Origin of the sequence: Pelomonas baiyunensis, from assembly GCF_043555935.1 — a bacterium.
GTDB lineage: Bacteria > Pseudomonadota > Gammaproteobacteria > Burkholderiales > Burkholderiaceae_C > Pelomonas > Pelomonas baiyunensis.
Map to the genome: position 1 here is coordinate 822414 of NZ_JBIGIB010000002.1, position 24807 is coordinate 847220.

18 protein-coding genes and 1 tRNA gene are annotated in these 24807 nt (G+C 68.8%); 7 read left to right on the top strand and 12 right to left on the bottom strand.

The window, feature by feature from the left end; all coding sequences use genetic code 11:
• Window positions 1-27: 27 nt before the first annotated feature.
• The 3 genes from ACG01O_RS10185 (at window position 28) to ACG01O_RS10195 (ending at window position 2833) form a co-directional block, all read left to right on the top strand.
• Window positions 28-1941, top strand: coding sequence for a SurA N-terminal domain-containing protein (locus tag ACG01O_RS10185; RefSeq protein WP_394384078.1), 1914 nt, complete (start codon window positions 28-30; stop codon window positions 1939-1941).
• 28 nt (window positions 1942-1969) lie between these two features.
• Window positions 1970-2045: transfer RNA gene (locus ACG01O_RS10190), tRNA-His, on the top strand.
• Window positions 2046-2530: 485 nt separating this feature from the next.
• Window positions 2531-2833 carry a c-type cytochrome gene (locus ACG01O_RS10195; protein WP_394384080.1) on the top strand — a complete coding sequence of 101 codons (303 nt, stop codon included), beginning with the start codon at window positions 2531-2533 and terminating at the stop codon, window positions 2831-2833.
• A 49-nt stretch (window positions 2834-2882) separates the two neighbouring features.
• Here the strand turns inward: ACG01O_RS10195 and ACG01O_RS10200 are convergent, their stop codons facing one another.
• Window positions 2883-3362, bottom strand: coding sequence for an Lrp/AsnC family transcriptional regulator (locus tag ACG01O_RS10200; RefSeq protein WP_394384081.1), 480 nt, complete (start codon window positions 3360-3362; stop codon window positions 2883-2885).
• Window positions 3363-3466: 104 nt separating this feature from the next.
• Here ACG01O_RS10200 and ACG01O_RS10205 point away from each other — a divergent pair, with 104 nt between their 5' ends.
• Together ACG01O_RS10205 and ACG01O_RS10210 are read left to right on the top strand one after the other, a co-directional pair.
• Window positions 3467-5722, top strand: a complete 2256-nt coding sequence (locus tag ACG01O_RS10205; RefSeq protein WP_394384082.1) for an aminotransferase class V-fold PLP-dependent enzyme — start codon at window positions 3467-3469, stop codon at window positions 5720-5722.
• Between the two features lie 188 nt (window positions 5723-5910).
• Window positions 5911-6750 (top strand): EF-hand domain-containing protein, encoded by an 840-nt coding sequence (locus ACG01O_RS10210; protein WP_394384083.1) that lies wholly within the window; start codon window positions 5911-5913, stop codon window positions 6748-6750.
• A gap of 44 nt (window positions 6751-6794) precedes the next feature.
• Here ACG01O_RS10210 and ACG01O_RS10215 read toward each other — a convergent pair whose 3' ends face one another.
• From ACG01O_RS10215 to ACG01O_RS10240, 6 genes are all read right to left on the bottom strand, one after another.
• A complete protein-coding gene (locus ACG01O_RS10215) occupies window positions 6795-7886 on the bottom strand; it encodes an NAD(P)/FAD-dependent oxidoreductase (RefSeq protein WP_394384216.1) in 1092 nt (363 codons plus the stop codon).
• A gap of 64 nt (window positions 7887-7950) precedes the next feature.
• On the bottom strand, window positions 7951-9768 hold the full coding sequence (locus tag ACG01O_RS10220) for an aminopeptidase P family protein (protein ID WP_394384085.1): 1818 nt from the start codon (window positions 9766-9768) through the stop codon (window positions 7951-7953).
• A gap of 68 nt (window positions 9769-9836) precedes the next feature.
• Window positions 9837-10616 carry a tryptophan 2,3-dioxygenase gene (gene kynA, locus ACG01O_RS10225; protein ID WP_394384218.1) on the bottom strand — a complete coding sequence of 260 codons (780 nt, stop codon included), beginning with the start codon at window positions 10614-10616 and terminating at the stop codon, window positions 9837-9839.
• A gap of 53 nt (window positions 10617-10669) precedes the next feature.
• Entirely contained in the window at window positions 10670-11923 is a 1254-nt protein-coding gene (gene kynU, locus ACG01O_RS10230; RefSeq protein ID WP_394384087.1) for a kynureninase, read from the bottom strand.
• Window positions 11920-12573, bottom strand: a complete 654-nt coding sequence (gene kynB, locus ACG01O_RS10235) for an arylformamidase (protein WP_394384091.1) — start codon at window positions 12571-12573, stop codon at window positions 11920-11922. Before kynB ends, kynU begins: the two co-directional genes overlap by 4 nt.
• A 75-nt stretch (window positions 12574-12648) precedes the next feature.
• Window positions 12649-13527 (bottom strand): LysR family transcriptional regulator, encoded by an 879-nt coding sequence (locus ACG01O_RS10240; protein ID WP_394384220.1) that lies wholly within the window; start codon window positions 13525-13527, stop codon window positions 12649-12651.
• 143 nt (window positions 13528-13670) lie between these two features.
• Here ACG01O_RS10240 and ACG01O_RS10245 point away from each other — a divergent pair, with 143 nt between their 5' ends.
• Window positions 13671-14849 (top strand): acyl-CoA dehydrogenase, encoded by a 1179-nt coding sequence (locus tag ACG01O_RS10245; RefSeq protein WP_394384092.1) that lies wholly within the window; start codon window positions 13671-13673, stop codon window positions 14847-14849.
• 101 nt (window positions 14850-14950) lie between these two features.
• On the opposite strand, the gene ACG01O_RS10250 is transcribed toward ACG01O_RS10245, so the two are convergent.
• From ACG01O_RS10250 to ACG01O_RS10270, 5 genes are all read right to left on the bottom strand, one after another.
• On the bottom strand, window positions 14951-15763 hold the full coding sequence (locus ACG01O_RS10250) for a glutaminyl-peptide cyclotransferase (RefSeq protein ID WP_394384094.1): 813 nt from the start codon (window positions 15761-15763) through the stop codon (window positions 14951-14953).
• A 35-nt stretch (window positions 15764-15798) separates the two neighbouring features.
• Window positions 15799-17226, bottom strand: a complete 1428-nt coding sequence (locus tag ACG01O_RS10255) for a TolC family protein (RefSeq protein ID WP_394384096.1) — start codon at window positions 17224-17226, stop codon at window positions 15799-15801.
• Between the two features lie 5 nt (window positions 17227-17231).
• Window positions 17232-19247, bottom strand: a complete 2016-nt coding sequence (locus ACG01O_RS10260) for an ABC transporter permease (protein WP_394384098.1) — start codon at window positions 19245-19247, stop codon at window positions 17232-17234.
• A gap of 640 nt (window positions 19248-19887) precedes the next feature.
• Window positions 19888-21042 carry an efflux RND transporter periplasmic adaptor subunit gene (locus ACG01O_RS10265; protein ID WP_394384099.1) on the bottom strand — a complete coding sequence of 385 codons (1155 nt, stop codon included), beginning with the start codon at window positions 21040-21042 and terminating at the stop codon, window positions 19888-19890.
• A 158-nt stretch (window positions 21043-21200) separates the two neighbouring features.
• Complete coding sequence (locus ACG01O_RS10270) at window positions 21201-23105, bottom strand: glucokinase (RefSeq protein ID WP_394384101.1); 1905 nt, start codon at window positions 23103-23105, stop codon at window positions 21201-21203.
• A gap of 346 nt (window positions 23106-23451) precedes the next feature.
• On the opposite strand from ACG01O_RS10270, the gene glk reads away from it, so the two are divergent.
• Window positions 23452-24444 (top strand): glucokinase, encoded by a 993-nt coding sequence (gene glk / locus ACG01O_RS10275; RefSeq protein ID WP_394384103.1) that lies wholly within the window; start codon window positions 23452-23454, stop codon window positions 24442-24444.
• Window positions 24445-24807: the final 363 nt, after the last annotated feature.

A 24807-nucleotide genomic window follows, 5' to 3' on the forward strand; every position in this document is an offset into this window, starting at 1 on the left:
CGCGCTCGATCTCCAAGGTTCCCTGAGATGTTTGAATTCGTCCGCCAGCACAACCGTCTGTTCCAGTTCATCCTGCTGCTGCTGATCCTGCCGTCGTTTGCCTTCGTGGGCATGCAGGGCTACACGAGCATGATGGACGGCGCCAACGCGGGCGTGGCCAGCGTCAACGGCCGCAAGATCAGTCAGGCCGAATGGGATGCCGCCCAGCGCGAGCAGGCTGAGCGAGTGCGCCGCCAAAACCCGACCGTGGATGCCAAGTTGCTGGATTCGCCCGAGGCCAAGCGTCAGGCGTTGGAAGGGCTGGTGGCCGAGCGCACGCTGAAAGTGGCGGCCGACACCCAGCACTTCACGCCCAGCATCGAGTCGGTGAACGCGCGCTTCTGGAATGACCCGCAGTTCGCCTTCCTGCGCAACGCCGACGGCACCGTGAACAAGGCCTTGCTTGCTGCGCAGGGCATGTCGCCGGCCATCTTCCTGGAGCGACTGCGCCAGGACTACGCGCTGCGCCAGGTGACCGTGCCGGTGGAATCGTCGGTGACCACGGGCGCTGCCGCGCCCAAGCTGGCGTTTGACGCCTTGCTGCAGCAACGCGAGGTTCAACTGCAGCGATTCGACGCCAAGGCATTCGCCGCCAAGCTGGCGCCGACCGAGGCTGAGCTGGACGCCTTCTACAAGGACCCGGCCAACGCGGCCAAGTTCCAGTTGCCGGAGTCTGCACAGATCCAATTCGTGGTGCTGGACCTGGAAGCCCTCAAGAAGGACGTCAAGTTCACGGACGACGACCTGCAGGCGTACTACAAGGAAAACGCGAACCGTTTCAGCGCCCCGGAAGAGCGGCGCGCGAGCCACATCCTGATCAAGGCCGACCGCAGTGCGCCGGCGGCTGAGCGCGCCAAGGCCAAGGCCAAGGCGGAAGAGCTGCTGGCCCAGGTTCGCAAGACGCCGGCCGATTTCGCGGCCCTGGCCAAGAAGAACTCGCAAGACGAAGGCTCCGCAGCCAATGGTGGCGACCTGGACTTCTTCAGCCGCGGCGCGATGGTCAAGGAGTTCGATGCCGCCGTGTACGCGATGAAGCCGGGTGAAATCAGCAACTTGGTTGAAACCGAGTTCGGCTTCCACATCATTCAACTGACCGCCACCCGTGGCGGCGACAAGAAGCCGTTCGACGCCGTGCGTGCCGAGGTGGAAGGTGAAGTGCGCAAGCAACTGGCCCAGCGCCGCTACTCGGAAGCCGCCGAGCAGTTCGGCAACCTCGTGTACGAACAATCGGACAGCCTGCAGCCCGCCGCTGACAAGCTGAAGCTCCAAGTGCAGACCGCCACGGTTCAGCGCCAGCCGCTGCCGGGTGCGATCGGTCCGGTCGCGTCGGCCAAGCTGTTGGAGGCCGTGTTTGGCAACGATGCACTGCGCAACAAGCGCAACACCGAAGCCGTGGAAACCGGCCCGAGCCAATTGGTGTCGGCGCGCGTCGTTCAGCACAACCCGGCCCGCGTGCCGCCGCTGGCCGACGTCAGCGAGAAGGTGCGCGCCTTGCTCGTCAACAAGCTCGCGGCGGAGCAGGCCAAGAAGGCGGGTGAAGCGCGTCTGGCGGCGCTGAAGGCCACGCCGGCGGATGTGGCTGGGCTGGACGCTGCGGTTGTCGTGTCGCGCGCCAAGCCGCAGATGCTGAGCCGCGCGCAACTCGAGGCTGTGATGGGTGCTGACGCGACCCAGTTGCCGGCCGCCTTGGGCGTTGCGGCCGACGACGGCAGCTACGTTGTGGTGCGCATTGCCCAAGTGCAGCCGCGCGATGCCGCCGTGATCGACGACAAGCGTGCCGCGCAGCAATACGCTGGTGCTTGGGCGCGTGCGGAAGCGCAGGCCTACCTGGCCGCGTTGAAGTCGCAGTACAAGGCCATCATTAAAGTTGCTGCTCCGGCCTCTTCTGCTAGCGCACCGTAATTTTTAGGTTATACTAGTTGGCTCTGCGGTGGCTGTAGCTCAGTTGGTAGAGTCCAGGATTGTGATTCCTGTTGTCGTGGGTTCGAGTCCCATCAGCCACCCCAAAAAATAAGCGCTCAGCGCACGAAATGCCTGGTCTCCTCGGAGCCAGGCATTTTTGTTTTGGGCGTGCGGTTCGGTCGCCACCCTTTCGTGCCTGGAGGGGCTGCATGCCGTGACATCGCGGGCCTCGTCGCTGGTGGACCGAAGCCGAGGTTGACAGGCCGTTGGGCCGTTGGGCCGCGCGTCGCGGCGCTCGGGGCCTCGGTGGTGTTCCGACATGGCGCAACCGAGCGGCTTGGGCCTGTGTCGCAGCGGAGCAGGCGTCGCGTGTGCCTTGCGCCGCATGCTCCAGTCTGGCAATTCCCCGCGGCGTTTTGACGGTCGTCAAGCAAGCGCGCATCGCGGCTCTCTAGCCTGCGGGCAGATTTCCTCACTCACTGGAGAACTGCTGATGAATGTCCGCCTTATTCCTATTGCGCTTGCCTTGACCTGCGTCGTGGCTTGGCCAACGGCCCATGCGGCGCCTCAGGCTGATGAATCGGCGCCGATGCTCAAGCTGGCGACCGACAGTGGCTGCATGACCTGCCACCACATCGAGCCCGGCGCCCGCGGGCCGCAGGGCATGGCGCCGATTGGCCCGGCGTGGCGCGATGTGGCCCAGCGCTATCGCACGGTGGCGGGCGCTGCCGATGCGCTGACGCGCACGGTCATGTCGGGCTCCAACCCGTACGGGAGCCACTGGAAGGGTCAGGTCAGTGGCCTGGCCATGCCACCGAATGCGGTGGCGATCACGGAGCCCGATGCCCGCCGTTTGGTGAATTGGATTCTGACCCTGGAGCCTGCACGCTGAAGTGGAGCGCTGACCTCAAGCGCTCGAACCGGGACCTACCGGCGGCCGCTCACTGCACGTAGCTGAGCGGCAGTGCGGTTGTGAGCTTCAGCTCTTCCATCGCAAAGCTGGAGCTCACGTCGTGCAGCGGCGTGCTGGCAATCAGCCGCTTGTAGACCCGGTCGTACGCGGCGATGTCGGGCACCACCACGCGCAGCAGGTAGTCCACCTCGCCGCTCATCCGATAGAACTCCACCACCTCCGGAATGGCCTGCACGGCCGCCCGGAATTCCTCCAGCCAGGCCTGGGTGTGGTTGTTCGTTCGCACCGACACGAACACGGTGACGCCGACGTTCACCTTTTGCGGGTCCAGCAAGGCCACTTGCCGGGTGATGACGCCCGCGTCCTTCAGCCGCTGGATGCGCCGCCAGCACGGGGTGGCCGACAAGCCCACCTGCGCCGCAATGTCTGCAATCTGCAGCGTGGCATCCTGCTGCAGAAGATCCAGGATGCGCAGATCGATGGAATCCAATTTTGCGGAAAGGCTCATTTGAAGAATGAAGTTGCGTGGAAGCGGGTGAAGTCGCACAACTTGAGTCGTGAATTCTGCATGCGGCGACCAACAATGGCGCACCGTTCTTCTGCAAGCCGCCCATGGACATCTATCTCGACGCCAACGCCACCACGCCGGTGCTGCCCCAGGCCCGCCAAGCCGCCCTGGCAGTGATGGCGGAAGACTTTGGCAACCCCAGCAGCGTGCACAGCACCGGCTTGAAGGCGCGTGCCTGGGTGGATGACGTGCGGGCCCGCGCGCGGCGCGTGTTGGGCGCCGAGCGGGGCCAACTGCTCTTTGTGAGCGGCGCCACCGAGGGCATCCAGACGGCCGTTGTGTCGGCCCTGCACTCGGCGCGTGAGCGCGGGTTGCAGTGGCAATGCCTGCTGTACGGCGCCACCGAGCACAAGGCCGTGCCAGAAGCCCTGCGGCACTGGAATGCGCTGCTCGGTTTGAACCTCGAGGTGCTGGCCATCCCTGTGGGCAGTGACGGGCGCCATGACCTGGTCTGGCTGCGCCAACACGCACCACGGGCCGCACTTGTGTGCACCATGGCGGCAAACAACGAAACCGGCGTCATCAGCGACTTGGACGGCATTGCGCAGGCCCTGCAAGGCAGCCCGGCGCTGTGGATGGTGGACGGTGTGCAGGCGCTGGGCAAGATGCCGCTGCGGCTGGCAGAGCGCGGCATCGATTACGCCCCGTTCTCCGGGCACAAGCTCTACGCGCCCAAGGGCATCGGCATGCTTTACGTTCGAGAGGGCGCCCCGTTCACGCCGTTGCTGACCGGCGGCGGCCAGGAGGGCGCCTTGCGCGCCGGCACCGAGAACATGTCTGGCATCGCCGCATTGGGCGCCGTGCTCGCTGCGCTGGAGGACGGCGTCACCTTCCAGCCGCACGACCAGTTGGTGCGCTACCGCGATCAACTCGCCGCCGCGCTGAAGCAGGCGTTTCCGGGCCTGGTGTTCAACGCGCCGCTGGAACGGTGCCTGCCGACCACGCTGAACTTCTCGGTGCCGGGGCTGAGCTCCAAGCTGCTGCTGGACCTGTTCGATGCTGCCGAGGTGCACGTCAGCGGTGGTTCGGCTTGCAGTGCGGCCAAGGCCCAGCCCAGTCCAGTGTTGCAGGCCATGGGTCTGCCGGAGGCGCAGGCGGCGGGCAGCGTGCGGCTGTCGTTCGGCCCGGTGGTGGATGCCCGGTTCGTGGACGAGGCCTGTGCGCGCATCCGCGTGTGTGGCGAATCGCTGCGCCAGAGTTGCCTGGACGCCACCGTGCCCGGCCAAGGCGCCCCGGCCGACGGGTTGACCCGCTTCGTGGTGGACGGCGCGTGTTGCTACCTCCTGGCAGATGCGGCGAGCCGTCAGGCGGTGGTGATCGACCCCTTGCCCGAACTGACCGAGCGGCTGGCGCAGTGGCTGGCCTGTCAGGCCTACACCTTGGTGGCGGTGCTGGACACGCACAGCCATGGCGACCACGCCTCTTCGGCGGGCGAGCTGCGCGACTCGGTCGGCGTGGCCAACATGACGGGCGCACCGATCGACGCCCTGGGCTGGCCGGTTGGGGCGGAAGCGCTCACGCTGGGGGCGCGCCGCTTGACGCGCCTGCCTACACCCGGCCACACCGCTGACGCGCACACCCTGCTGCTGCACGTGCACGGCACGCTGCAATTGGCCTTCGTGGGCGACACCGTGTTGCCCGGCGCTCTCGGGCGCAGCGACTTTGCACAGAGTGCGCCGAAGGCCTTCGCCGGCAGCCTGTGCACGCTGCGAGACGCGGTGGGGCTGGACACCTTGCTGTTGCCGGCTCACGACTACGACGACCAGTTCGCCACCACGTTGGGCGTGGAGATCGCGGCCCAGCCGCTGCTCGCGGCGGTGCTGTCTGGCGAGATGGGCGCCGAGGCCTTTGCCGCGGCCAAGGCCCAGCTGGAGCTGAACCTGGGCCTGACCGCCTACCAAACTGTGGCGTGCGGCGCTCAGGTGGGGGCGCGCTGCGAAGCGGCAGCCCGGGACCTGTCGCCTGCCGACTTGCTGCAGTGGCTGCAGGCGCAGCCGAACCTGCAACTGGTGGACGTGCGGGAGGCGTACGAGCAGCGCCTGGGCAACGTGCCTTGGCCGGATGACGCCGCGGCCATGCAGGCCGTACCGCTGTCCCGCTTGCCGGAAGCCTTGCCGCGCTGGTTGCGCAACGCCAACCAGGGGCCGGTGGTGTTCTTCTGCCGCAGTGGCAGCCGCAGTGCGCAGGCGGCGCGGGCGCTGCGGCGCCTGGGGCATGCGCAGGCCTTCAGCTTGCGCGGCGGCCTTGCGTTGTGGCCGCGAGCGGCCGGCGTGGCGGTGGACGCGGCGCTGGCCATCTGAGGTGTCATAACGTTCTGGTTGCGTGCATGCGTTGAACAGCGCCGGAAACGGCCGACTGTTTCGATGAACGCAAGCCGCTTCGTGTCCGGCTCGACACACGCCAGCGACAGAGCGCTTACGCACCCTTCGAACAATGCCTTTCGTTCCCGCACGGGGCGGGCGACCTCAAGGCAACCGAAGGAGTGAGCATGAGCACGATCAGTGGTTTGGGCGGCCAGGCCCGCAACTGGGAGACCGTCGCGTCGCGGCGTGCGGAACAGGAGGCGAAGCGATTCGCGCAGCTGGACACCAACGGCAGTGGCGGCGTCGATGCGTCCGAGCTGTCGTCGGTGCTGAAGCAGGCCGGGGTGGACAGCGACGGCACGGAGTTGCTGAATGCGTTGGACAAAGATGGCAGCGGCGAGGTCTCCAGCGACGAGCTGCAGCAAGGCCTGCGGGACTTGATGCCGCCGCCGTCGTCCACGCTGGACTTTGCCCAGAGCCGTTTGGCCAGTGACAGTGACGCAGACGGCGACAACGACGCCTTTGCAGCGCTGGACACCGACGGTGACGGCCAGCTGTCGCGGGCTGAGTTCGAGGCTGGGCGTCCGAAGGAGACCGAGGCGCAGGCGGGCATGCAGGCCGGGGTGCAGGGTGCCGGTGGCCCGCCGCCGCGGCCGCCGGCCGGTGGCCCCCCCCCGGGTGGGGGTGCGGTGTCTGGGGCATCGTCCGCGTCTTCTTCGACAGCGTCTTCATCCACATCGGCAACCTCGTCCACCTCGGCAGAAGACCCGCTGGACACCAACCACGACGGCACCGTGTCGCAGCTGGAGCGATTGGCCGGTGAACTCAAGGAGCTGGCCAAGGCGGGCGGAGCGGACGCCGCCAACAGCAGCGGCAGCGCAACCCGCGGTGTGAATGCCGACATCGCCGCCCTGGCGCAAAAGCTGTACGACCAGATCAGCCGCCACTGGCTCCAGCCCACAGATGGCACCAGCGATGGCAGCAGCACCAGCGGCACCGCCACCAGCGTTGACCTGACGGCCTGAGCGCCTCAACCCGCCAGATCAACCCGCCCGATCAACCCGCCCGATCAACCCGCCCGGGCAGCCACCCAGTCCGCCAGGGCCAGGCTGGCCGTGAGGCCGGGCGACTCCACGCCCAGCAGCTGGATCAGGCCCGGCCGGTCGGCGTCCAGCCGGAAGTCGGCCGCGGGCTCGCCGGGGCCGCTCAGCTTGGGCCGGATGCCGCTGTAGGCCGGCTGCAGCGCGCCTTCGGGCAGGCCGGGCCAGTACTGGCGCACCTCCGCTTCAAAGGCTGGGCGGCGTGAGGTGTCCACGCGGTAGTCCAGCGAGGCCGGGTCGCGCGTGGGCAGCCATTGCACGTCCGGGCCGAAGCGCGCCTGGCCGGCCAGGTCCAGCGTCAGGTGCACGCCCAGGCCGCCTTCCACCGGCAGCGGGTACACCAGATGCCGGAAGGGCGCACGGCCGGGCAGGGCGAAGTAGTGACCTTGGGCAAAGCGCAGCTCGGGCGCGGGCACGCCGAGGGCTGCGCTGACCTGCGCCGCGAACAAACCGGCTGCGTTCACCACCGTGGTGGCGCGCAGCTGGGCGGTGCCGCTCACCTCCAGCCACCAGCCCGTGCCGTCAGCGCCGCCGCCGGTTACTGCGCTGTTGAGGGCCAGCACGGCGCCCGCCGCTTCGGCATCCGCCAGCAAGGACAGCATCAACGCGTGGCTGTCCACGATGCCACTGCTGGGGCTCCACAGCGCCCCGGTCACGCGCAAGGCCGGCTCACGCGCCATGGCGGCCTCGGCGGGCAACAGCGCCAGGTCGTCCACCCCGTTGGCCGCGCCGGCGGCAGCCAAGGCTTCCAGGCGTGGCAGGTCTTGGGTGCGGGTGGCCACCACCAGCTTGCCGCAGCGGCGGTGGGGAATGTGGCGGGCCTCGCAGTACGCGTACAGCAGGCCGCGCCCCTCAATACACAGCTGGGTTTTAAGGCTGTGCGGGCTGTTGTACAGCCCGGCGTGGATGACCTCGCTGTTGCGCGAGGAGATGCCGGTGCCGAACTGTGATGCCGCTTCCAGGATCACCACCTGCCGGCCGTGCTGGGCCAGCGCGCGGGCCACGGCCAGGCCCACCACGCCGGCGCCGATGACGACGGCATCCACCGTGTCCAGGGGCATGCCGCGCGGGCCGGCCGGCGGAGGCTGGGGCACGGGCACCGAGTCAGGCCGTGGCGCCGGACACTCAGGCCGCCAGCGGCTCGGTGCGCGCCATCAGCCAGGCCAGCGCATCGCCCTGCAGGCGCGGCGCCAGGCGGGCGCGCACGGTGGCGTGGTAGTCGTTCAGCCAGGCCAGTTCGTCGGCGCGCATCACGCTGCGGTCGATGCAGCGCGTGTCGATGGGGCACAGCGTCAACGTCTCGAACGCGAGCATCTCGCCGAAGGCGTTCTGCTCCGGTGTGTGCACCGCCACGTTCAGCACCAGGTTCTCGATGCGCACGCCCCAGCGGCCCGGCCGGTACAGCCCCGGCTCGATGGAGGTGACCATGCCGGGCTCCATCGCCATCGTGGCGTCGGGGATCGCCTTGCTGATGCTTTGCGGGCCTTCGTGCACGTTCAGGAAGTAGCCCACGCCATGACCGGTGCCGTGGCCGTAGTCCAGCCCGTGCTCCCACAGCGGCGCGCGGGCGATGGCGTCCAGCATCGGGCTCAGCGTGCCGCGCGGGAAGCGGGTGCGCGACAGCGCGATCGTGCCTTTGAGCACCAGCGTGTAGTCGCGCCGCTGCGCGTCGCTGACCTGGCCGATGGGCCAGACGCGGGTGATGTCGGTCGTGCCGCCGAGGTACTGGCCGCCGGAGTCGATCAGCAGCAGGCCGTCGCCGCGGATGTGGGCGAAGGATTCCGGCAGCGCGCGGTAGTGGGGCAGGGCGCCGTTGGCGTTGAAGCCGGCAATGGTCGAGAAGCTCAAGCCTACGAAGCCGGCGCGGCGGCGGCGGGCGGCGCTCAGATGGGTGTCCACATCCAGCTCGCTCCAGGCCTCGCCACGCGCCAGCGAGGCCTCGAAGGCGGCGTAGAACTCGCACATGGCGGCGCCGTCTTCGGCCATCGCCTCGCGAATGAACTCGGCCTCGGCGGCCGTCTTGCGGCTCTTGAACAGCGTGCTGGGGTTGATCTGCTCCACCACCGGCACGGCGGCCGGCACGGCTTCTCGCAGTCCGAGGGTGATGCGGCGCGGGTCCACCAACAACCGGGCCGTGGTGGGCAGCGCGGCCAACGCGGGGCGGGCCTGGTCGTAGGCCGCCACACGGATGCCGTCAGCGGCCAGGCGCGCGGCCAGCTCGGTGCTGACCTTGCCTTCTCCCACGAACAACTGGCCGCCCTGCGCGTCCAGCAGCAGGTGGGCGATGAACACCGGGTTGCATTCCACATCGCTGCCGCGCAGGTTCAGCAGCCAGGCGATGTCGTCCACGGTGGAAATGAGGTGGTGGCTGGCCTGCGCCTGGCCCATGGCCTGGCGCACCTGGGCCAGCTTGGCCGCGCGGGTCACGGCGGCCTGGGGCGGCAGGTGCTCGTACACCGGCTCGGTGGGCAGGCCGGGGCGGTCGTCCCACGCCGAGGTGAGCAGGTCCAGGTCAGCACGCAACTGGATGCCGGCGCGCGTCAGCGCCGCACGCAGGGTGTTGGCCAGGGCCAGGCCCAGCACCTGGCCGTCCACGGCGAGCGCCTGGCCGGGCTGTAGCGCCTTGGCGATCCAGTCGATGTAGATCGTGGACGCGCCGCTGGCCATCTTTTCCAGGTCAATGCCGCTGCCCGCCAGTTGGGCTTCGGCCTGCGCCCAGTAGCGGCTGTCGGCGAACAACGCCGCGCGGTCCGCCGTCACCACCAGGCTGCCCACCGAGCCGGTGAAGCCCGAGAAGTGCTGCCGGCCTTGCCAGCGCTCGGGCAGGTACTCCGACAGGTGCGGGTCGCTGGAGGGCACGAGCACGGCGTGCACGCCCGCTTGGGTCATGGCATCGCGCAGGCGCTCGATGCGCAGGCGGGTTTCGTGGGTGCGGCTGTCCATGGTTCGGGCCTTGGTGGGGGCCTTGTGGGCCCGGTCAACAGGAAAGCCGCCATCTTAAGTTTTGAGCGTCAGAGCTCCGTTCGTAACGCCCACAACTCCGGGAACAGCACCACGTCCAGCATCTTGCGCAGGTAGCTGACGCCGCCCGTGCCGCCCGTGCCGCGCTTGAAGCCGATGACGCGCTCCACCGTGGTCACGTGCCGGAAGCGCCAGAGGCGGAAAGCGTCTTCCAGGTCCACGAGCTCCTCGCCCATCTGGTACAGGTCCCAGTGGGCGGTGGGGTCACGGTAGACCGTGAGCCAGGCGGCCTTGACGCCTTCGGCCGCGGTGTGCGCCTGCGTCCAGTCGCGTTGCAGGTGCTCGGGGGGCACGGCAATGCCGCGGCGGGCCATCAGGCGCAGCACCTCGTCGTATAGCGAAGGCGCTTCAAACGCGGCCTGCACCTGCGTCAGCAACTCGGGCCGGTGCTCGTGCGGCTTGAGCATGGCCGGGTTCTTGTTGCCCAGCATGAACTCGATGCGCCGGTACTGCGCGCTCTGGAAACCGCTGCTTTTGGCCAGATAAGGCCGGATGGCGCTGTACTCGGGCGGCGTCATGGTGGCCAGCACGTCCCAGGCGTGGACGAGCTGTTCCATGATGCGCGACACCCGCGCCAGCATCTTGAAGGCCTCGGGCAGCCGGTCACCGGCCACGTTCGCCACGGCTGCCTGCAGCTCGTGCAGCATCAGCTTCATCCACAGCTCCGAGGTCTGGTGCTGCACGATGAAGAGCATCTCGTTGTGGTCGGGCGAGAGCGGGGTCTGGGCGTTGAGGATGGCGTCGAGCTGCAGGTAGTCGCCGTAGCTCATATCGCGCGAGAAATCGAGCTGCGCGCCATGATGGTCCAGGGGCTGGGTCACGTTCAGGTCACTGAGTTGCGGTTGGTGAATTCGGGCGCTTGCCAGGCCTTGGTGGCCAGGATGTCGGCCAGCACTTCGGCGCCATGCACGGCGTCGGCAAAGCGGTTGTAGAGCGGCGCGAAACCGAAGCGCAGCAGCTCGGGCACGCCAGCGCGGAAGTCGCCGATCACACCGCGGGCGATCAGCGCCTGCATCACGGCATAGCCGTCCACGCCCTCGGGCAACGACAGCGACACCTGCGAGCCCCGCACGGCGGCGTCGCGCGGGGTGTGGATCACGGCTTCCGGCACGCGGGCGTCGATGGCGGCCATGAAGGCCTCGGTCAAGGCCAGCGACTTGGCCCGAAGGGCGCGCATGCCGCCGAGCTTTTGCGCGGCGTCGTACACATCGAGTGCGGTGTCCAGCGCCGTCATGGCCAGCACCGGCGGCGTGCCGCACTGGTACTGCTGGATGCCGGGGGCGGGCAGGTACTCGGTGTCGAAATCGAACGGGTGGGCGTGGCCCAGCCAGCCGGTGAGGGGCTGGAACACCTGGCCCTCATGGCGCGGGTGCATCCACACGAAGGCCGGTGCGCCGGGGCCGCCGTTGAGGTACTTGTAGCCGCAGCCGATGGCGAAGTCCGCCGCGCAGCCCAGCAGGTCCACCGGCACGATGCCGGCGCTGTGCGCCAAGTCCCACACCGCCAGCGCGCCGGCTTGCTGCGCCCAGCGGGTCAGCAGGCCCATGTCGTGCATGCGGCCAGTGCGGTAGTTCACGTGCGTCAGCATCAGCACGGCGCAGCGCTCGTCCAGCAGCGGCGGGATGTCTTCCGGGCTGTCCACCAGCAGCAATTCGCCCCCGTGGGCGCGCACCACGCTCTGGGCGATGTAGTTGTCGGTGGGGAAGTTGCTTCGCTCGCTGACGATGATGCGGCGTTGCCCCTGCTGCAGTTGCAGGGCCGCGTGCAGCACCTTGTAGAGGTTGACGGAGGTCGAGTCGGCCACCAGCACCTCGCCCGGGCGGGCGCCCAGCCACGGGGCCAGGCGGTCACCCAGCCGGCGCGGCAGGTCGATCCAGCCGGCCGAGTTCCAGCTCTTGATCAGCCCCTGGCCCCACTCCTGCTCCACCGCACGGGCCACGCGGGCCGGTGTGGCTTTGGGCAGAGCGCCCAGCGAGTTGCCGTCCAGGTAGGTGATGCCGTCGGGCAGTTGGAACAGCTCGCGCAGGTTGCGCAGGGGGTCGGCAGCGTCAAGCCGCTGAGCGTCGTCAAGGTTCATGGCAGGTCCCTCAGGATGGCGCGCACCGGGCTGGCACAGGCGCCTTGGAGTTTGAGTGGCAGAGCGATCAATTCATAGTCCCCGGCGGGCACTTCGTCGAGCACCAGGTTCTCCAGCACGCGCAGGTCGTGCTTTCTCAACAGTTGGTGGCTGTCCAGCGTCTTGCTGTCGGCGGGGTCCACGCTGGGGGTGTCGATGCCGATGAGGCGAACGCCGCGCTCGGCCAGCCAGGCAATGGCCTCCGGGGCGTAGGCGGTGAACGCCGAGTTCCACACCGTGTCAGCCCGCTCACACACGCGCACCAGCACCCGCGGGGGCAGGTCGGCCTCGGCGTGGCGCAGGTGGTCCACGGTGATGAGCGGTGCGGCGCCCATGGCGTGGATCACGCGGCAGCGGCCGAGGTAGGTATCCAGCGGCACATCGGCAATGGCGGGCGCGTCGTTGGCGTAGTGCAGCGGCGCGTCGGCATGCGCGCCGACGTGGGGCGACATCGTGAGGGCGCTCAGGTTGACCGGGCAACCCGGCGAGAGCTGCGCCGTCCAGCGCAGGGCATAGGGTTCGTCGCCGGGAAAGATCGGCGCTTCGGGCGCCACGGTGGGCGAAATGTCCCAGAGGCGGCGCGGGGCGTCGGAGCGTTGGGGTGTTGTCATGGCGGCCGGCACCTTAGCTGTGGCCGCGGGGTTGTGGTGTCGGTTAAAACCAACTGCGTCTGGGGCCGGCCGGCTTCACGGCCGCGCAGGGCGCGCCGCCAGAAAGGTCTCGCGCAGTGGGTTGGCCCCGTCACGGCGCCAGGCCGCGAACACGCTGGACGGTGCCAAGGCCTGCGTCAAGGGCCGGAACCGGGCGCCTTGCACGCCCGCACGCTCGAACGCGGCCGGCACCAGGCTCACGCCCAGCCCCTGGGCCACCAGCGACACCACCGACAACCAGTGCCGCCCCTCGTGCTGCAACCGTGGGTAGAAGCCTTGTTGGCGGCAGATGTCGACGATGCGGGCGTGGTATTCAGGCGAGCCTTTGCGCGAGAACAGGATGAAGGGCTCGTCACTCAGGTCTGCCAGGGCGATGCGGGCCTCGCCCGCGAGCGGATGGTCGGCCGGGAGGCACGCCAGAAAGGGCTCCGCGTACAGCGGCTCACAAGCCAGGGCCGGCGGCAACCGGTCCGTGTGCAGCAGGCCCAAATCCAGCTCCTGCGCAAGCAGGGCGTCAATCTGGTCTTGCGAGTTCAGCTCGACGACGATCACCTCCACCTTGGGGTGCGCCGCCTGAAAGGCCTGCAGCCATGCCGACAGCCCGTGGAACAGGGTGGACCCGACAAACCCCAGCCGCAGCCGTCCCACCTCGCCCGCCTGCACCTCACGCGCCAGCGCGCAGGCGTCTTCGGCCTGCGCCAGCAGCTGCGTGGCGCGACTGCGGAACGCCTGGCCGGCGGGCGTCAGGCGCACGCCTTTGCTGTCGCGGTCGAACAGCCGGGCACCGACGGTGGCTTCCAGCTGCTGGATCGCCACGGACAGCGGCGGTTGAGAAATCGCCAGCCGTTGCGCGGCACGGCCGAAGTGCAGCTCCTCTGCCACGGCCAGAAAACATCGCAGGTGACGGAACTCCAAAGCGCGCAGCGGGGCATCCATAGGTTGTGCGTATTGTCGAAGTGCTTTCTTGAATTGGACACGAATCGAGCGGCGCGGAATACTGCAGGCCATTCACCGACCGTGCGCCTGCTGCGTGGCGCGCTTGAGACGAGGACTCGAACATGGCCCCCAAGGCAAGCTTTCACTGGGACGACCCGCTGCTGCTGAACGCCCAGCTCACCGACGACGAGCGCATGGTGCGGGACGCCGCCGCCGCGTATTGCACCGACCGCCTGCGCCCCCGTGTGCTGGAAGCCTTCCGCAAGGAACAGACCGATCTGGCCATCTTCCGTGAGATGGGCGAGCTGGGCCTGCTGGGCCCCACCATCCCGACCGAGTACGGCGGCGCAGGCTTGAACTACGTGTGCTACGGCCTGATCGCCCGCGAGGTGGAGCGCGTGGACTCGGGCTACCGCTCGATGATGAGCGTGCAGTCGTCCCTCGTGATGGTGCCCATCCACGAGTTCGGTAACGAAGCCACCAAGCGCAAGTACCTGCCCAAGCTGGCCACGGGTGAGTGGATCGGCTGCTTCGGCCTGACCGAACCCAACCACGGGTCCGACCCCGGTTCCATGGTCACGCGCGCCCGGGCGGTGGACGGCGGCTACGAGCTGACCGGCAGCAAGATGTGGATCACCAACAGCCCGGTGGCCGATGTGTTCGTGGTTTGGGCCAAGGACGACGGCGGCCAAATTCGCGGCTTTGTGCTGGAGAAGGGCTGGAAGGGCCTGAGCGCTCCGGCGATTCACGGCAAGGTGGGCCTGCGGGCGTCCATCACCGGCGAAATCGTCATGGACAAGGTGTTCGTGCCAGAGGAAAACGCCTTCCCCGAGGTGCGCGGCCTCAAGGGCCCGTTCACCTGCCTGAACAGCGCCCGCTACGGCATCGCCTGGGGCGCCCTGGGGGCGGCCGAAGACTGCTGGCACACCGCACGCCAGTACGTGATGGACCGCCAGCAGTTCGGCAAGCCGCTCGCGGCCAACCAACTCATTCAGAAAAAGCTGGCCGACATGCAGACCGAAATCACGCTGGGCCTGCAAGGCTGCCTGCGCCTGGGCCGCATGAAGGACGAGGGCACGGCCGCGGTGGAAATCACCTCCATCATGAAGCGCAACAGCTGCGGCAAGAGCCTGGACATCGCCCGCCTGGCGCGCGACATGCTGGGCGGCAACGGCATCAGCGACGAGTTCGGCATTGCCCGCCACCTGGTGAACCTGGAGGTGGTGAACACCTACGAGGGCACGCACGACATCCATGCGCTGATCCTGGGCCGCGCGCAGACGGGCATCGCGGCGTTTTGATCGCCGGCCGCCGGGACGAAAGCCCCGGTCAGGTCAATCAGCAGATCCTCAGGGCGCGCTCGTCAGTGCGCCCTTTTTCTTTGGGCGTGTCGACCGCGCGCTCAGCGTGCCGGTGTCAGGCGGATCTCGAACAGCTGGGGCCAGAGCTTGCCGGTGACGAACAGCCGCTTGGTTTTGGCGTCGTAGGCGATGCCGTTGAGCACATCGTCGCCGCGGCCGTTGCGCTGGGGCATGAGGCCGGTGAGGTCGATCCAGCCGCGCACATGGCCGGTCTTGGGGTCGATGCGGGCGATGCGGTCGGTTTGCCAGACGTTGGCGTACACCTCGCCGTCCACCCACTCCAGCTCGTTGAGCTGGTCCACCGGCCGGCCGTCGGCCGTGACGCGCACGCGGCGCAGTTCCTTGAAGGTGGCCGGGTCCAGGAAGCGCAGCTCCGCCGTGCCGTCGCTCATGATGAGCTCTTGCCCGTTGTTCGTGATGCCCCAGCCCTCGCCGGGGTAGTTGAACTTGCGCCAGAGCTTGAGCGTCTTGCGGTCCAGCACGAAGGCGGTCTGCTCCTGCCAGGTGATGGCCACGATGCGGTCGCCCCAGAGGGTGATGCCCTCGCCGAAGAACTCGTCCGGCAGGCCCACGCCTTGCTGAACCTGGCCGGTTTCAATCTCCACACGGCGGATGCTGGAGCGGCCGTGTAGCCCGGTGCTTTCGTACAGCACGCCCTCATGGAAGAAGAGGCCCTGGGTGAACGCGTTCGGGTCGTGCGGGTAGGCCTTGACCACTTTGTAGCCTTGCACCGGCGTGGCGGCGGCCGCTGCGGGGGCGCTCAGCACGGTGAGGGCGGTGAGGGTGGTCACGAGGCCGGCCGCTGCGGCGGCGCCGAGCAGCGTGCGGCGACGGGATTCGAACTTGGAATGCATGGCGCCAGCGTAATTCAAGCCCGGCGGCGAAGCTGTCAGCTGGCCCCCAGCGCCTTGAACAGCGTCGCCTGCCGCACCCACTGCGCCAGGCGCAGACGCAGCGCGGTTTGCTGAGCATCGAGCAAGGCGCTGCGGGTTTGCAGCCAGTCCAGCCGGCTGATGCTGCCCACCTCCAGCCGCAGCGCGGCCAGGCGCTCGTTCTCGGTGGCCTCGCGCAGCCGGCCGACATTGGCCTGCAGTTGCTGCGCCGCGCGTTCGGCTTCGATGCGTTGGGTTTCGATGTCGGCCAGGGCCTTTTGCAGCGTGTCGCGCAGCGAGAGGGCCGCGGTGTCCAGCTCGTTGCGTGCGCCGTCGCGCTGCAGTGCCAGGCGCTGCCAGTCGATCAGCGGCACCACCAGGTTGCCGGCCAACGAGGCCAGGGGCTGGGCCAGCCAGTCGCTGACCGTGGTGCCCCCGGTGCTCAGGCCGGCCGAGAAACTCAGGCGCGGGTAGCGCTCGGCTTCGCTGACACGCAGGCGGGCCAGGGCCGCGTCCACCGCCAGCCGTGCGCGCTGCACATCGGGGCGCTGGGCCAGCACGTCTGCCGGGGCGGCGAGCCGCCAGCGGGGCGGCTCGCCGGACGGCAGCGTGGCCGCCGGGGCGGGCAGCGTCAGTGCTTCGTCCAGCAGCAGGGCCAGCACCTGGCGTTGCAATTGGGTGTCGGCGGCCAGGTCGGCCAGGCGGCTTTCGGCGGCTTGCAGGCTCACGGCCATGCGGTCCAGCTCCACCGGCAGCAGCTTGCCTTCCCGCACGCGTTGGCGGGTCAGGCCGAGCATTTCTTGCGTCAGATCGCGCTGCGCCTTTGCCAGCGGCTGCTGGGCTTGCAGGGCGGCGAGCGTCCAGTAGGTCTGCGCCACCTCGTTGCGAATGGCCAGCCGGGCGGCGGTGATGTCAGCGCGCGCCGCGTCGGCCTGCGCTTGTTGCGCGGCGGTGCCCAGGGCCAGGCGATCCCAGAGGTCGATTTCATAGCCCACGCCCAGCGATGCGCCGTAGCTGCGGCTCCAGCCGGTGGAGGTGGTGACGGGCACCGTGATGCCGCCCACATCGACATTGCGCGTGGTGCTTTGGGTCTGCACCGGGCGGCTGGCGTTGGCCGAGAGGCTGGCGCTGGGCGTCCAGCGTTGCTGGCTTTGGGCCACCAGCAGCTGCGCCTGCTTCCAGCGCTGCGCGGCCAGCTGGATGTCGCGGTTGGCAGCCATCGCACGGGCTTGCAGGGCGGCGAGTTGCGGGTCCAGCAGGCCCGCCCAGTCGAGCGCCTGCGGGCCACTCGGGGACGCCCACGCGTCGGGCAGCGCCGCAGCGCTGGACGCGGTTGCCACGGGCTGGTTTTGCGCGCAGCCGGCCAAAGCCAGGGCGGCCACGGCCAGTGCGGCTCGGGGCACGCGGGCCAAGCCGGTGCGTTGGGGGAAGGACAAGGTTTTCATGTGCATCACTCCCGGGCCAGGGCGTCCACCGGGCTCAGCGCGGCGGCGCGGCGGGCGGGCAGGGTGCCGAACACCAGCCCCACGGCGCTGGACACCGCAAACGCCACGCCCAGTGCGGCCCAACTCACGGTCACGTGCAGGTGCGTTTGCACCGCATTCACCGCCTGTGCGGCCAGCCAGCTCAGGGCCACGCCCACCAGGCCACCCAGGCAACACAGCACCACCGCTTCGATCAGGAACTGCAGGCGCACATCGGCCTGCCGCGCGCCGATGGCCATGCGGATGCCGATCTCGCGCGTGCGCTCCGACACCGACACCAGCATGATGTTCATCACCCCCACGCCGCCCACCAGCAGCGAGATCGCCGCCACGCCGGCAAACAGCGCGGCCATGGCGCTGGTCACGCCCTGGAATTTTCGGAACTCTTCTTCGCCGTTCCAGGTGCCGAAGTCCTCGCGGCCGTGCAAGGCCTTGAGCCGGTGCACGATCTGCTCGCGCACCTGCTGTGGCGGCACCGTCAGGTCCAGCAGCACGTCGAAGTTGTCGACATCGGCGCGCGCATCCAGCTTGCGGGCGAAGGTGGTTTGCGGCAAGTACAACTGCCCCAGCCAGCTGCCGAAGCTGAAGGCACCACCCTCGGACGCCACCACCCCCACCACCGTGAACGGCAGGGCGGCCGTGGGCGGCGGCGGCATGCCGGGCTGGGCCACGGCCGCGTCACCCATGCCGCCCATCGGGTTCACGAAGACGAGTTGGCCGAGCGGCGACTCGCCCTTCTTGAACAGCGCATCGCGCGACTTTTCATCGATGACCGCCACCTGGCTGCGCGTCTCGAAGTCCATCGCGTTGAAGTAGCGGCCCTGCACCAGCTTGAGCTTGCGGGCCTTGAGCGTGTTGGGGTCACCGCCCACGGCTTCCAGCATGGCGTCACGCGACTGGTGACGGGCCGTGAGTTGCATTTGCCGGTTCAGGGTGACGCCCTTGACACCGGGCAGGGCGCGCAGGGAGTCGATTTCATGCGGCCGGAACGGCTGCGGCACCGCGCCCGGCGGCAGGCCGGGGTTGCCCCGCCACACCGGAATGCGGCCGGAGATGAGGCTGCTGAGGTCGGTCTCGATGGAGTCGCGCGCCGCGCTCGTGAGCGCCACGATGCTGACCACCGACGCGATGCCGATGCTGATGCCCAGCATCGACAGCGCCGTGCGCAGCCGGTTGCCGCGCAGGGCCAGTAGCGCGGTGGCCACGGCTTCGCGCCACTGCACTTGCAGCCGGCGCAACCGGCCGCCCTGGTGCACTGGCGGCGCATCGCTGAGCTGAGGCGGCACGGGCGTGTGGTCGGGCGGGGTGCCGCTGTCGGCCACCACCTTGCCGTCTTTCAGCTCGATCACCCGGCGCGCGTGGGCGGCCACCGCCGCGTCGTGCGTGACGAGGATGATGGTGTGGCCGCGCTCGTGCAGCTCGCGCAGCAGGCGCAGCATCTCAGCGCCAGAGGCGGAGTCCAGCGCGCCAGTGGGTTCGTCGGCCAGGATGATCTGGCCGCCGTTCATCAGCGCACGGGCAATGGACACGCGCTGCTGCTGGCCGCCGGACAGTTCGTTGGGCCGGTGGTGCAGTCGCTCGCCCAGGCCCAGGCGCTCCAGCAGCGCGCGGGCACGAGCCAGCCGGGCGCCCACGCCCACGCCGGCGTACACGGCGGGCAGCGCGGCGTTGCCGCGGGCGTCCAGGTGGGGCAGCAGGTGGTAGCGCTGGAAGATGAAGCCGAAACGCTCGCGGCGCAGGGCGGCCAGTTCGTCCGCGCCCAACGTTCCGGCGTCTTGGCCGTCGATGTGGAAGCTGCCGCGCGTGGGGTTGTCCAGGCAGCCCAGCACGTTCATCAGCGTGCTCTTGCCCGAGCCCGACTGACCCATGATGGCCACGAACTCGCCGGCCTCGATGGACAGGCTGACGCCATCCAGCGCGGGCACGTCGATTTCGCCGAGTTGGTAGTGCCGGGCGACGTCCTTCAGTTCGATCAGAGGCATTCGTTGGCCTCCGGCGAGAGGGTGCTTGTGGCGAGTGCGATGCCGGGAATTCGCCCCGGCGAGCGACCTTCTTTTTGAGCGACCAAAAAGAAGGCAAAAAGTCGCCCCTGACCGCGTCGGCCCTTTGCTTCGCAGCGGGCTTCCCTGCGGTGCTCGCAGCTTGCAACCCCGCCCGGAACTCGCTTCGCTACGCTGCGCTCAAACAACCGTGCGGAGTCAGAAGTTGAGGCGAGCTGCGCTCGCGGTTGCAAGCCGCTGCGCTCCTCGGCGACGCTAAAAGGGGGGTGAATGAACAGCCAGCGCCAGCCGGCGTGCGGGTTTGGCTGTTGGATTTCGGCTGTTTGCCGTTCGGGGGCTCCCCTTCTAAACCGCCGAGAAGCGCAGAAGCCCGGGGCGCGCGCGCAGCGCGCATCAAGGACTGACTTCGCGCCGCCTGTTTGAACGGAGCGTAGCGAAGTGAGTTCGGCGCGGCCCTGGGCTTCGAGCATCGCAGGGAACCCGGCTCCGCCGGGCGGTTTTGCAGGGGCGCGTTCTTTGCTTACTTTCTTGCGCGCGCAAGAAAGTGAGTCGGCCGCCGGGCCGAAATCCCGGCTGGGCCGTGGCGTCAAGCCGCGGCAGGTCGGAGCGAAGCGAGTCATGCTCAGTTGCTGGCAGCACTGGCACCCGATGCCGCCGCATCCGCCGCGCTCGGCGGTGCCAGCAGCACCTTCTCGCCAGCCTTCAGGCCGTCGAGGACCTGTACCTTGGCGCCGTCCTGCAGGCCCACCTTGACCTGGCGGGGCGTCTGCTTGTTGGCGGCATCCAGCACCTGCACCGTGAAGCGGCCATCCTTGCCGCGCTCGCCCAGGGCCACCACCGGCATGGTCAGCACCTGCTTGGCCGCGCCGGTCTCGATGTCGACCTGCACGGTCATGTCGCTGAAGAGCGTGCGCTCGCGGTTGGCCACCTCGAACAGCACGTTGTAGAACACCGCGTTGCCCACGCGTTCGGGCACGGGTTGGATCACGCGCACCTTGCCCTCGTAGCGCTGGCCTTCGCCCGACAGCGTGGTGAAGCGGGCGGTTTGACCCACCTTGACCGCCTGGATGTCGGCCTCGGGCACCTTGGTGCGCACGGTGATGGTGTCCAGGTCTGCCAGCGTCACGATGACGGGCGTGATCTGCACGGAAATCAGCGTCTGGCCCACCTGCACCGGCAGGTTGACGACCGTGCCCGCCATTGGCGCGGTGATGCGGGTGTACGACAGGTTGACCTTGCGCTTGTCCAACTCCGCCTGCAGGCGCTTCAGGTTGGCGGCCTGGCCGCGCAGGTCGGCCTCGATCTTGGCCAGTTCCACCTCGGCCCGCTCGGCCTCCACGCCGGCCGTGGCCTGGCCCGCCAACAGGCGCTGCTGCCGCTGCAGTTCGCGGCGGGCGGCCTCGGCGTCCACCCGGCGGCTGTCCAGGGCCGCGCTGGCCTGGGCCACGGCGGCTTCAGCCTGGGCCACGTCGCTGCGGGCGAGTTCGGGGTCCAGGCTCACGAGCAGGTCGCCCTTGTTGACCTGCTGGCCCAGTTCCACGTGGATGGTTTGCACCTGGCCGCTGACCTGCGCGCCCACATCCACCTTGGTCTTGGCTTGCAGCACGCCCGCGGCTTGCGCGGTTTGGGTCACATCGGCCACGGCCACCACGCCGCTCGGCGGCGCGGGCGGCGCGGCCGGCGTGCGGGTGAACCACCAAGCGGCGGCACCAGCCACCACCACGGCCAACACGATCAGGCGCAGGCGCCAGCGTTTCAGAACAGAGGCAGCTTTCATGTCCCTCCCAGGACGTCGGGGTTCAAGCCCAACAGGTCGACGGTGGCGCGGTGCCGACGTTCGGGCCCGCACTCGGCGCCCGCGCATGGTTCAGTGGCGCGGGCGTGTTGGCAAAAGTCATGCACGCCCTCTGGGCTGGGGCGGTGCGGAGCCGCGCTTCAGCGGCTGTGCGAGGTCAGCCGCGCCAGGGGCGACGCGGTGCTCACGCCGGGTGCAGCCATGGCCGTGCGGGCGGGCTTGGTGTCCTCATCTTCGGGGCCGCCGGTCAGGGCCGCGATGCTGTCGGGGCTGCGGCGCATGGCCACGCCCACGGCCAGGATGTCGATGACCAGCAGGTGCAGGATGCGGCTGACCATGGGCAGGTGGGTGGCGATGTCTTCGATGTGGTCGACGATCAGCGTCACATCGGCCTTCTTGGCCAGCGGGCTCTGGCTGGCGGTGATGGCCACCACCTTGGCGCCGCGCTCCTGGGCCTTCTCCACCACACTGATCAGTTCGGGCAGGCGGCCGCCGCTGCTGATGACCACGGCCACGTCGCCCTCACGCAGCACGTCCGCGGCCAAGAGTTGCAGGCGCGGGTCGGTGTAGGCGCCGCAGGGCATGCCGAAGCGCAGGAACTTGAACTGCGCGTCTTGCGCCACCACGCTGTAGTGCCCCAGCGCAAAGAACTCGATGCGGCTGGCGGCCAGCAGCATGTCGGTGGCGCGGTCGATGGTGTCGCGGTTCAGGTGGCTGCGCACCTGCAGGATGGCGCTGGCGGTGTTGCCCAGCACCTTGGCGCCCAACTCCAGCATGGAGTCGTTGGTGTTGACCTGCGTGTGCGTGACGGGCACGGTGCCGGTCAGGCCCGAGGCCAAGCGCAGCTTGAAGTCCGACAGGCCCTCGCAGCCGAGCGAGCGGCAAAAGCGAATCACCGTGGGCTGGCTCACGCCGGCGGCCCGGGCGATTTCGGCGATCGGGTCGTTCAGCACCGAGCGCGGCTGGGCCAGCACCAGGTCGGCCACGCGCAGTTCCGCCGGCGACAGCTCGCTGCGCGCGCGGCGGATCTGGCCCAGGATGGCCGAACCCGGCGACGCCTGCAGGTTGCGCAGCTGGTTTTCAAGAATGGCCGACGCGCCCTTGAACGTGGCGTTCTCGGCCGTGATGACGAAGGTGGGAATGGCGGCCACGTAGTCCCGGAAGCGGCCCTTGTCTTCAAAGCGCTCGCGGAACGGGCTGCGGTCGAAGTACTCGCCCAGGCGCGGCACGATGCCGCCGCCGATGTAAATGCCGCCCAGCGAGCCCAGCGTCACGGCCAGGTTGGCCGCGGCGGTGCCCAGCAGGCCGCAGAACACCTCCAGCGTCTCCAGGCACAGGGCGTCCTGCTCGTCCAAGGCCTGCTGGGTGATGGCGGGCGCGGTCAGCGGCTGCACGGTGCGGCCGTGGCGGTCGGCCAGGGCGCGGTAGATCAGTTCCAGCCCGGGGCCGGAAATCAGTCGCTCGTAGGACACGTGGTCCAGCGTCTTCCAGGCGAACTTGAGGATGTCCATCTCGCGTTCGTCGCGCGGGCCGAAGTTGACGTGGCCGCCCTCGGTGCCCAGCGCAATCCAGCCTTCGCCCGCCGGAATCAGGCCCGACACGCCCAGGCCCGTGCCCGCACCCAGCAGGCCGATGACGCTGGGCCGGCGGGCTTGGCCGCCGCCGACCTGGCGCACATCCACCTCCGCCAGGCGGGGCAGGGCCATGGCCAGGGCGGTGAAGTCGTTCACCACCACCAGCGTGTCCAGGCCCAGGCGCTGGCGCATGTCGTCGATGGAGAACTGCCAGTGGTAGTTCGTCATCCGCACGCGGTCGCCTTCCACGGGGTTGGCGATGGCCACCGCGGCATGGGCAATTTGCTGGGGCCCGCCGTCTTGCCAGCTCAAACCCGAGAGGTAGGCCTGCACCGCGGTTTGGAAGTCGGCATGGTCGGCGCAGCGCAGCGACGCCGTCTGCGTGAATTCACCCGGGCCGATTTCCAGCGTGAACCGGGCGTAGGTGCCGCCAATATCGGCAAGCAGTCGGGGGCTGTCAAAACGGGGCATGAGCGCTACCGGAAACGGCGGGAACGAGGGACGGCGGATTATTCAGCAGGCCTGAGTGCGGCCCGGCGAACCCAGGGCCTGCGCCCTGCGGCCGGCTGGTGCGAAAGGAGTTTGTAGCTTCACTACAGGCGGCGTGACAGCGTGTTCTCCCTGGGGAATCGGCAAACTGGAACCGGTTCCGGTGTCGCTGGGTTTGGCGTCAGGGCGGTTGTGGATTGTGGAAAACCTGTAGTTTTGCTACCGTCCGAATTGACGCAGATTTTCTATTTCTTCCCGTGTTTTCCATCAGAACGTTTATCAAAACCTTCCCCGCCGCACTGCCCAAACTGTTGAAGGGGTGTGCAGCATGACGGCCGCCTACCCCTGGTTGGTGGCGGACGTGGGCGGCACCAACGCCCGGTTCGGCACGGTGGCAGGCCCGGGCGCTGCGGTGGAAGACGTGCGCGTGCTGCCGGTGGCCGCGCACGCCGGCCCGGCGGCGGCGGTGCGTGCCTATCTGGCAGGCCGGCCAGCGGACACCCCAGCGCCGCGCAGCGCGGCGTTCGCCTTGGCCACGGCACTGGATGGCGACCGGATCGAGCTCACCAATGGCGCGTGGAGCTTCTCCCGCGCGCAAACCCAGCAAGACCTCGGTTTGCAGACCCTGCTGTGCCTGAATGATTTCGAGGCGCAGGCGTTGTCGCTGCCGAAGTTGTCGGGTGACCAGCTGCGCAGTTGGGATGGCGCGCGGCTCGCCCCGCGGGATGTGGCCGCTGGCACGGTGATGGCCGTCATCGGCCCCGGCACGGGCTTGGGCGTGGGCGGCGTCATTCGCGCCCCCGGCCGTTGGCTGGCGGTGCCGGGTGAGGGCGGCCATGCCACGCTGGCGCCGGGGGATGACTTCGAGAGCGATGTGCTGCGCGCTGCGCGCCGCGAGTTCCCGCACGTGTCGGCCGAGCGCTTCCTGTCGGGCATCGGCCTGCCGGTGTTGTGCCGCTCGGTGGCGGCAGTGCTGGGGCAGGGCGAGGATGTTTCGGCGCTCGCCCCGGAGCACATCGTGGCGCGCGGTTTGTCGGGCGAGTCGGCGGCCTGCAGCCGCACGCTGGATGTGTTCTGCGCCATGCTCGGCGGGTTTGCCGGCAATGTGGCGCTGACCTTGGGCGCACGGGGTGGCATGTTCATCGGCGGCGGCATCGTGCCGCGCCTGGGCGAGCGCTTCTTCCAGTCGGAATTCCGGCGCCGGTTCGAGGCCAAGGGGCGCTTCCAGGGGTTCCTGGCCGGCATTCCCACCGCGTTGATCACCGACACGCTGGCGGCGCTGTCTGGGGCCGCCTTGGCGCTGGAGCAGGCCGACAGCTGACACGTTCGTTGGTCCGGCGCCTGCCGCGCCGGCCGTGAGCTCCTTCAAGGGGCGCTGCACATCGCGGCGCCCCTTTTTTCTTTACCGACCTTTTGTGGGCCTGACACGCCGCACTTCGCTGTCGCCTTGCGGCAACGGGTGGCGTGCGGGGCTTGCATGTGGCTTGTTTTGGGCGCATGCGTCGAGCTGTTGCCGCACCTTGTGTGGCCATGTAGTTGCGCTACAGAATCGCGCCACTCGAGGGCATTCAAATCGATCAGACCCCTCGTTTTCACCAAACCAACTCGGGCAAACCCTCGGTTTCGACTCGAAATCCGGTCGCTTTCGCGCAACGTCTAGGGTTTACGTAAGTGTGGTTGGAAA

Excerpts from the sequence above, each read along its gene's own strand:
- ACG01O_RS10185 (WP_394384078.1), top strand. The coding sequence starts at position 28 with ATGTTTGAATTCGTCCGCCAGCACAACCGTCTGTTCCAGTTCATCCTG.
- ACG01O_RS10195 (WP_394384080.1), top strand. The coding sequence starts at position 2,531 with ATGCTCAAGCTGGCGACCGACAGTGGCTGCATGACCTGCCACCACATC.
- ACG01O_RS10200 (WP_394384081.1), bottom strand. The coding sequence starts at position 3,362 with ATGAGCCTTTCCGCAAAATTGGATTCCATCGATCTGCGCATCCTGGAT.
- ACG01O_RS10205 (WP_394384082.1), top strand. The coding sequence starts at position 3,467 with ATGGACATCTATCTCGACGCCAACGCCACCACGCCGGTGCTGCCCCAG.
- ACG01O_RS10210 (WP_394384083.1), top strand. The coding sequence starts at position 5,911 with ATGAGCACGATCAGTGGTTTGGGCGGCCAGGCCCGCAACTGGGAGACC.
- ACG01O_RS10215 (WP_394384216.1), bottom strand. The coding sequence starts at position 7,886 with ATGCCCCTGGACACGGTGGATGCCGTCGTCATCGGCGCCGGCGTGGTG.
- ACG01O_RS10220 (WP_394384085.1), bottom strand. The coding sequence starts at position 9,768 with ATGGACAGCCGCACCCACGAAACCCGCCTGCGCATCGAGCGCCTGCGC.
- kynA (WP_394384218.1), bottom strand. The coding sequence starts at position 10,616 with ATGAGCTACGGCGACTACCTGCAGCTCGACGCCATCCTCAACGCCCAG.
- kynU (WP_394384087.1), bottom strand. The coding sequence starts at position 11,923 with ATGAACCTTGACGACGCTCAGCGGCTTGACGCTGCCGACCCCCTGCGC.
- kynB (WP_394384091.1), bottom strand. The coding sequence starts at position 12,573 with ATGACAACACCCCAACGCTCCGACGCCCCGCGCCGCCTCTGGGACATT.
- ACG01O_RS10245 (WP_394384092.1), top strand. The coding sequence starts at position 13,671 with ATGGCCCCCAAGGCAAGCTTTCACTGGGACGACCCGCTGCTGCTGAAC.
- ACG01O_RS10250 (WP_394384094.1), bottom strand. The coding sequence starts at position 15,763 with ATGCATTCCAAGTTCGAATCCCGTCGCCGCACGCTGCTCGGCGCCGCC.
- ACG01O_RS10255 (WP_394384096.1), bottom strand. The coding sequence starts at position 17,226 with ATGAAAACCTTGTCCTTCCCCCAACGCACCGGCTTGGCCCGCGTGCCC.
- ACG01O_RS10260 (WP_394384098.1), bottom strand. The coding sequence starts at position 19,247 with ATGCCTCTGATCGAACTGAAGGACGTCGCCCGGCACTACCAACTCGGC.
- ACG01O_RS10265 (WP_394384099.1), bottom strand. The coding sequence starts at position 21,042 with ATGAAAGCTGCCTCTGTTCTGAAACGCTGGCGCCTGCGCCTGATCGTG.
- ACG01O_RS10270 (WP_394384101.1), bottom strand. The coding sequence starts at position 23,105 with ATGCCCCGTTTTGACAGCCCCCGACTGCTTGCCGATATTGGCGGCACC.
- glk (WP_394384103.1), top strand. The coding sequence starts at position 23,452 with ATGACGGCCGCCTACCCCTGGTTGGTGGCGGACGTGGGCGGCACCAAC.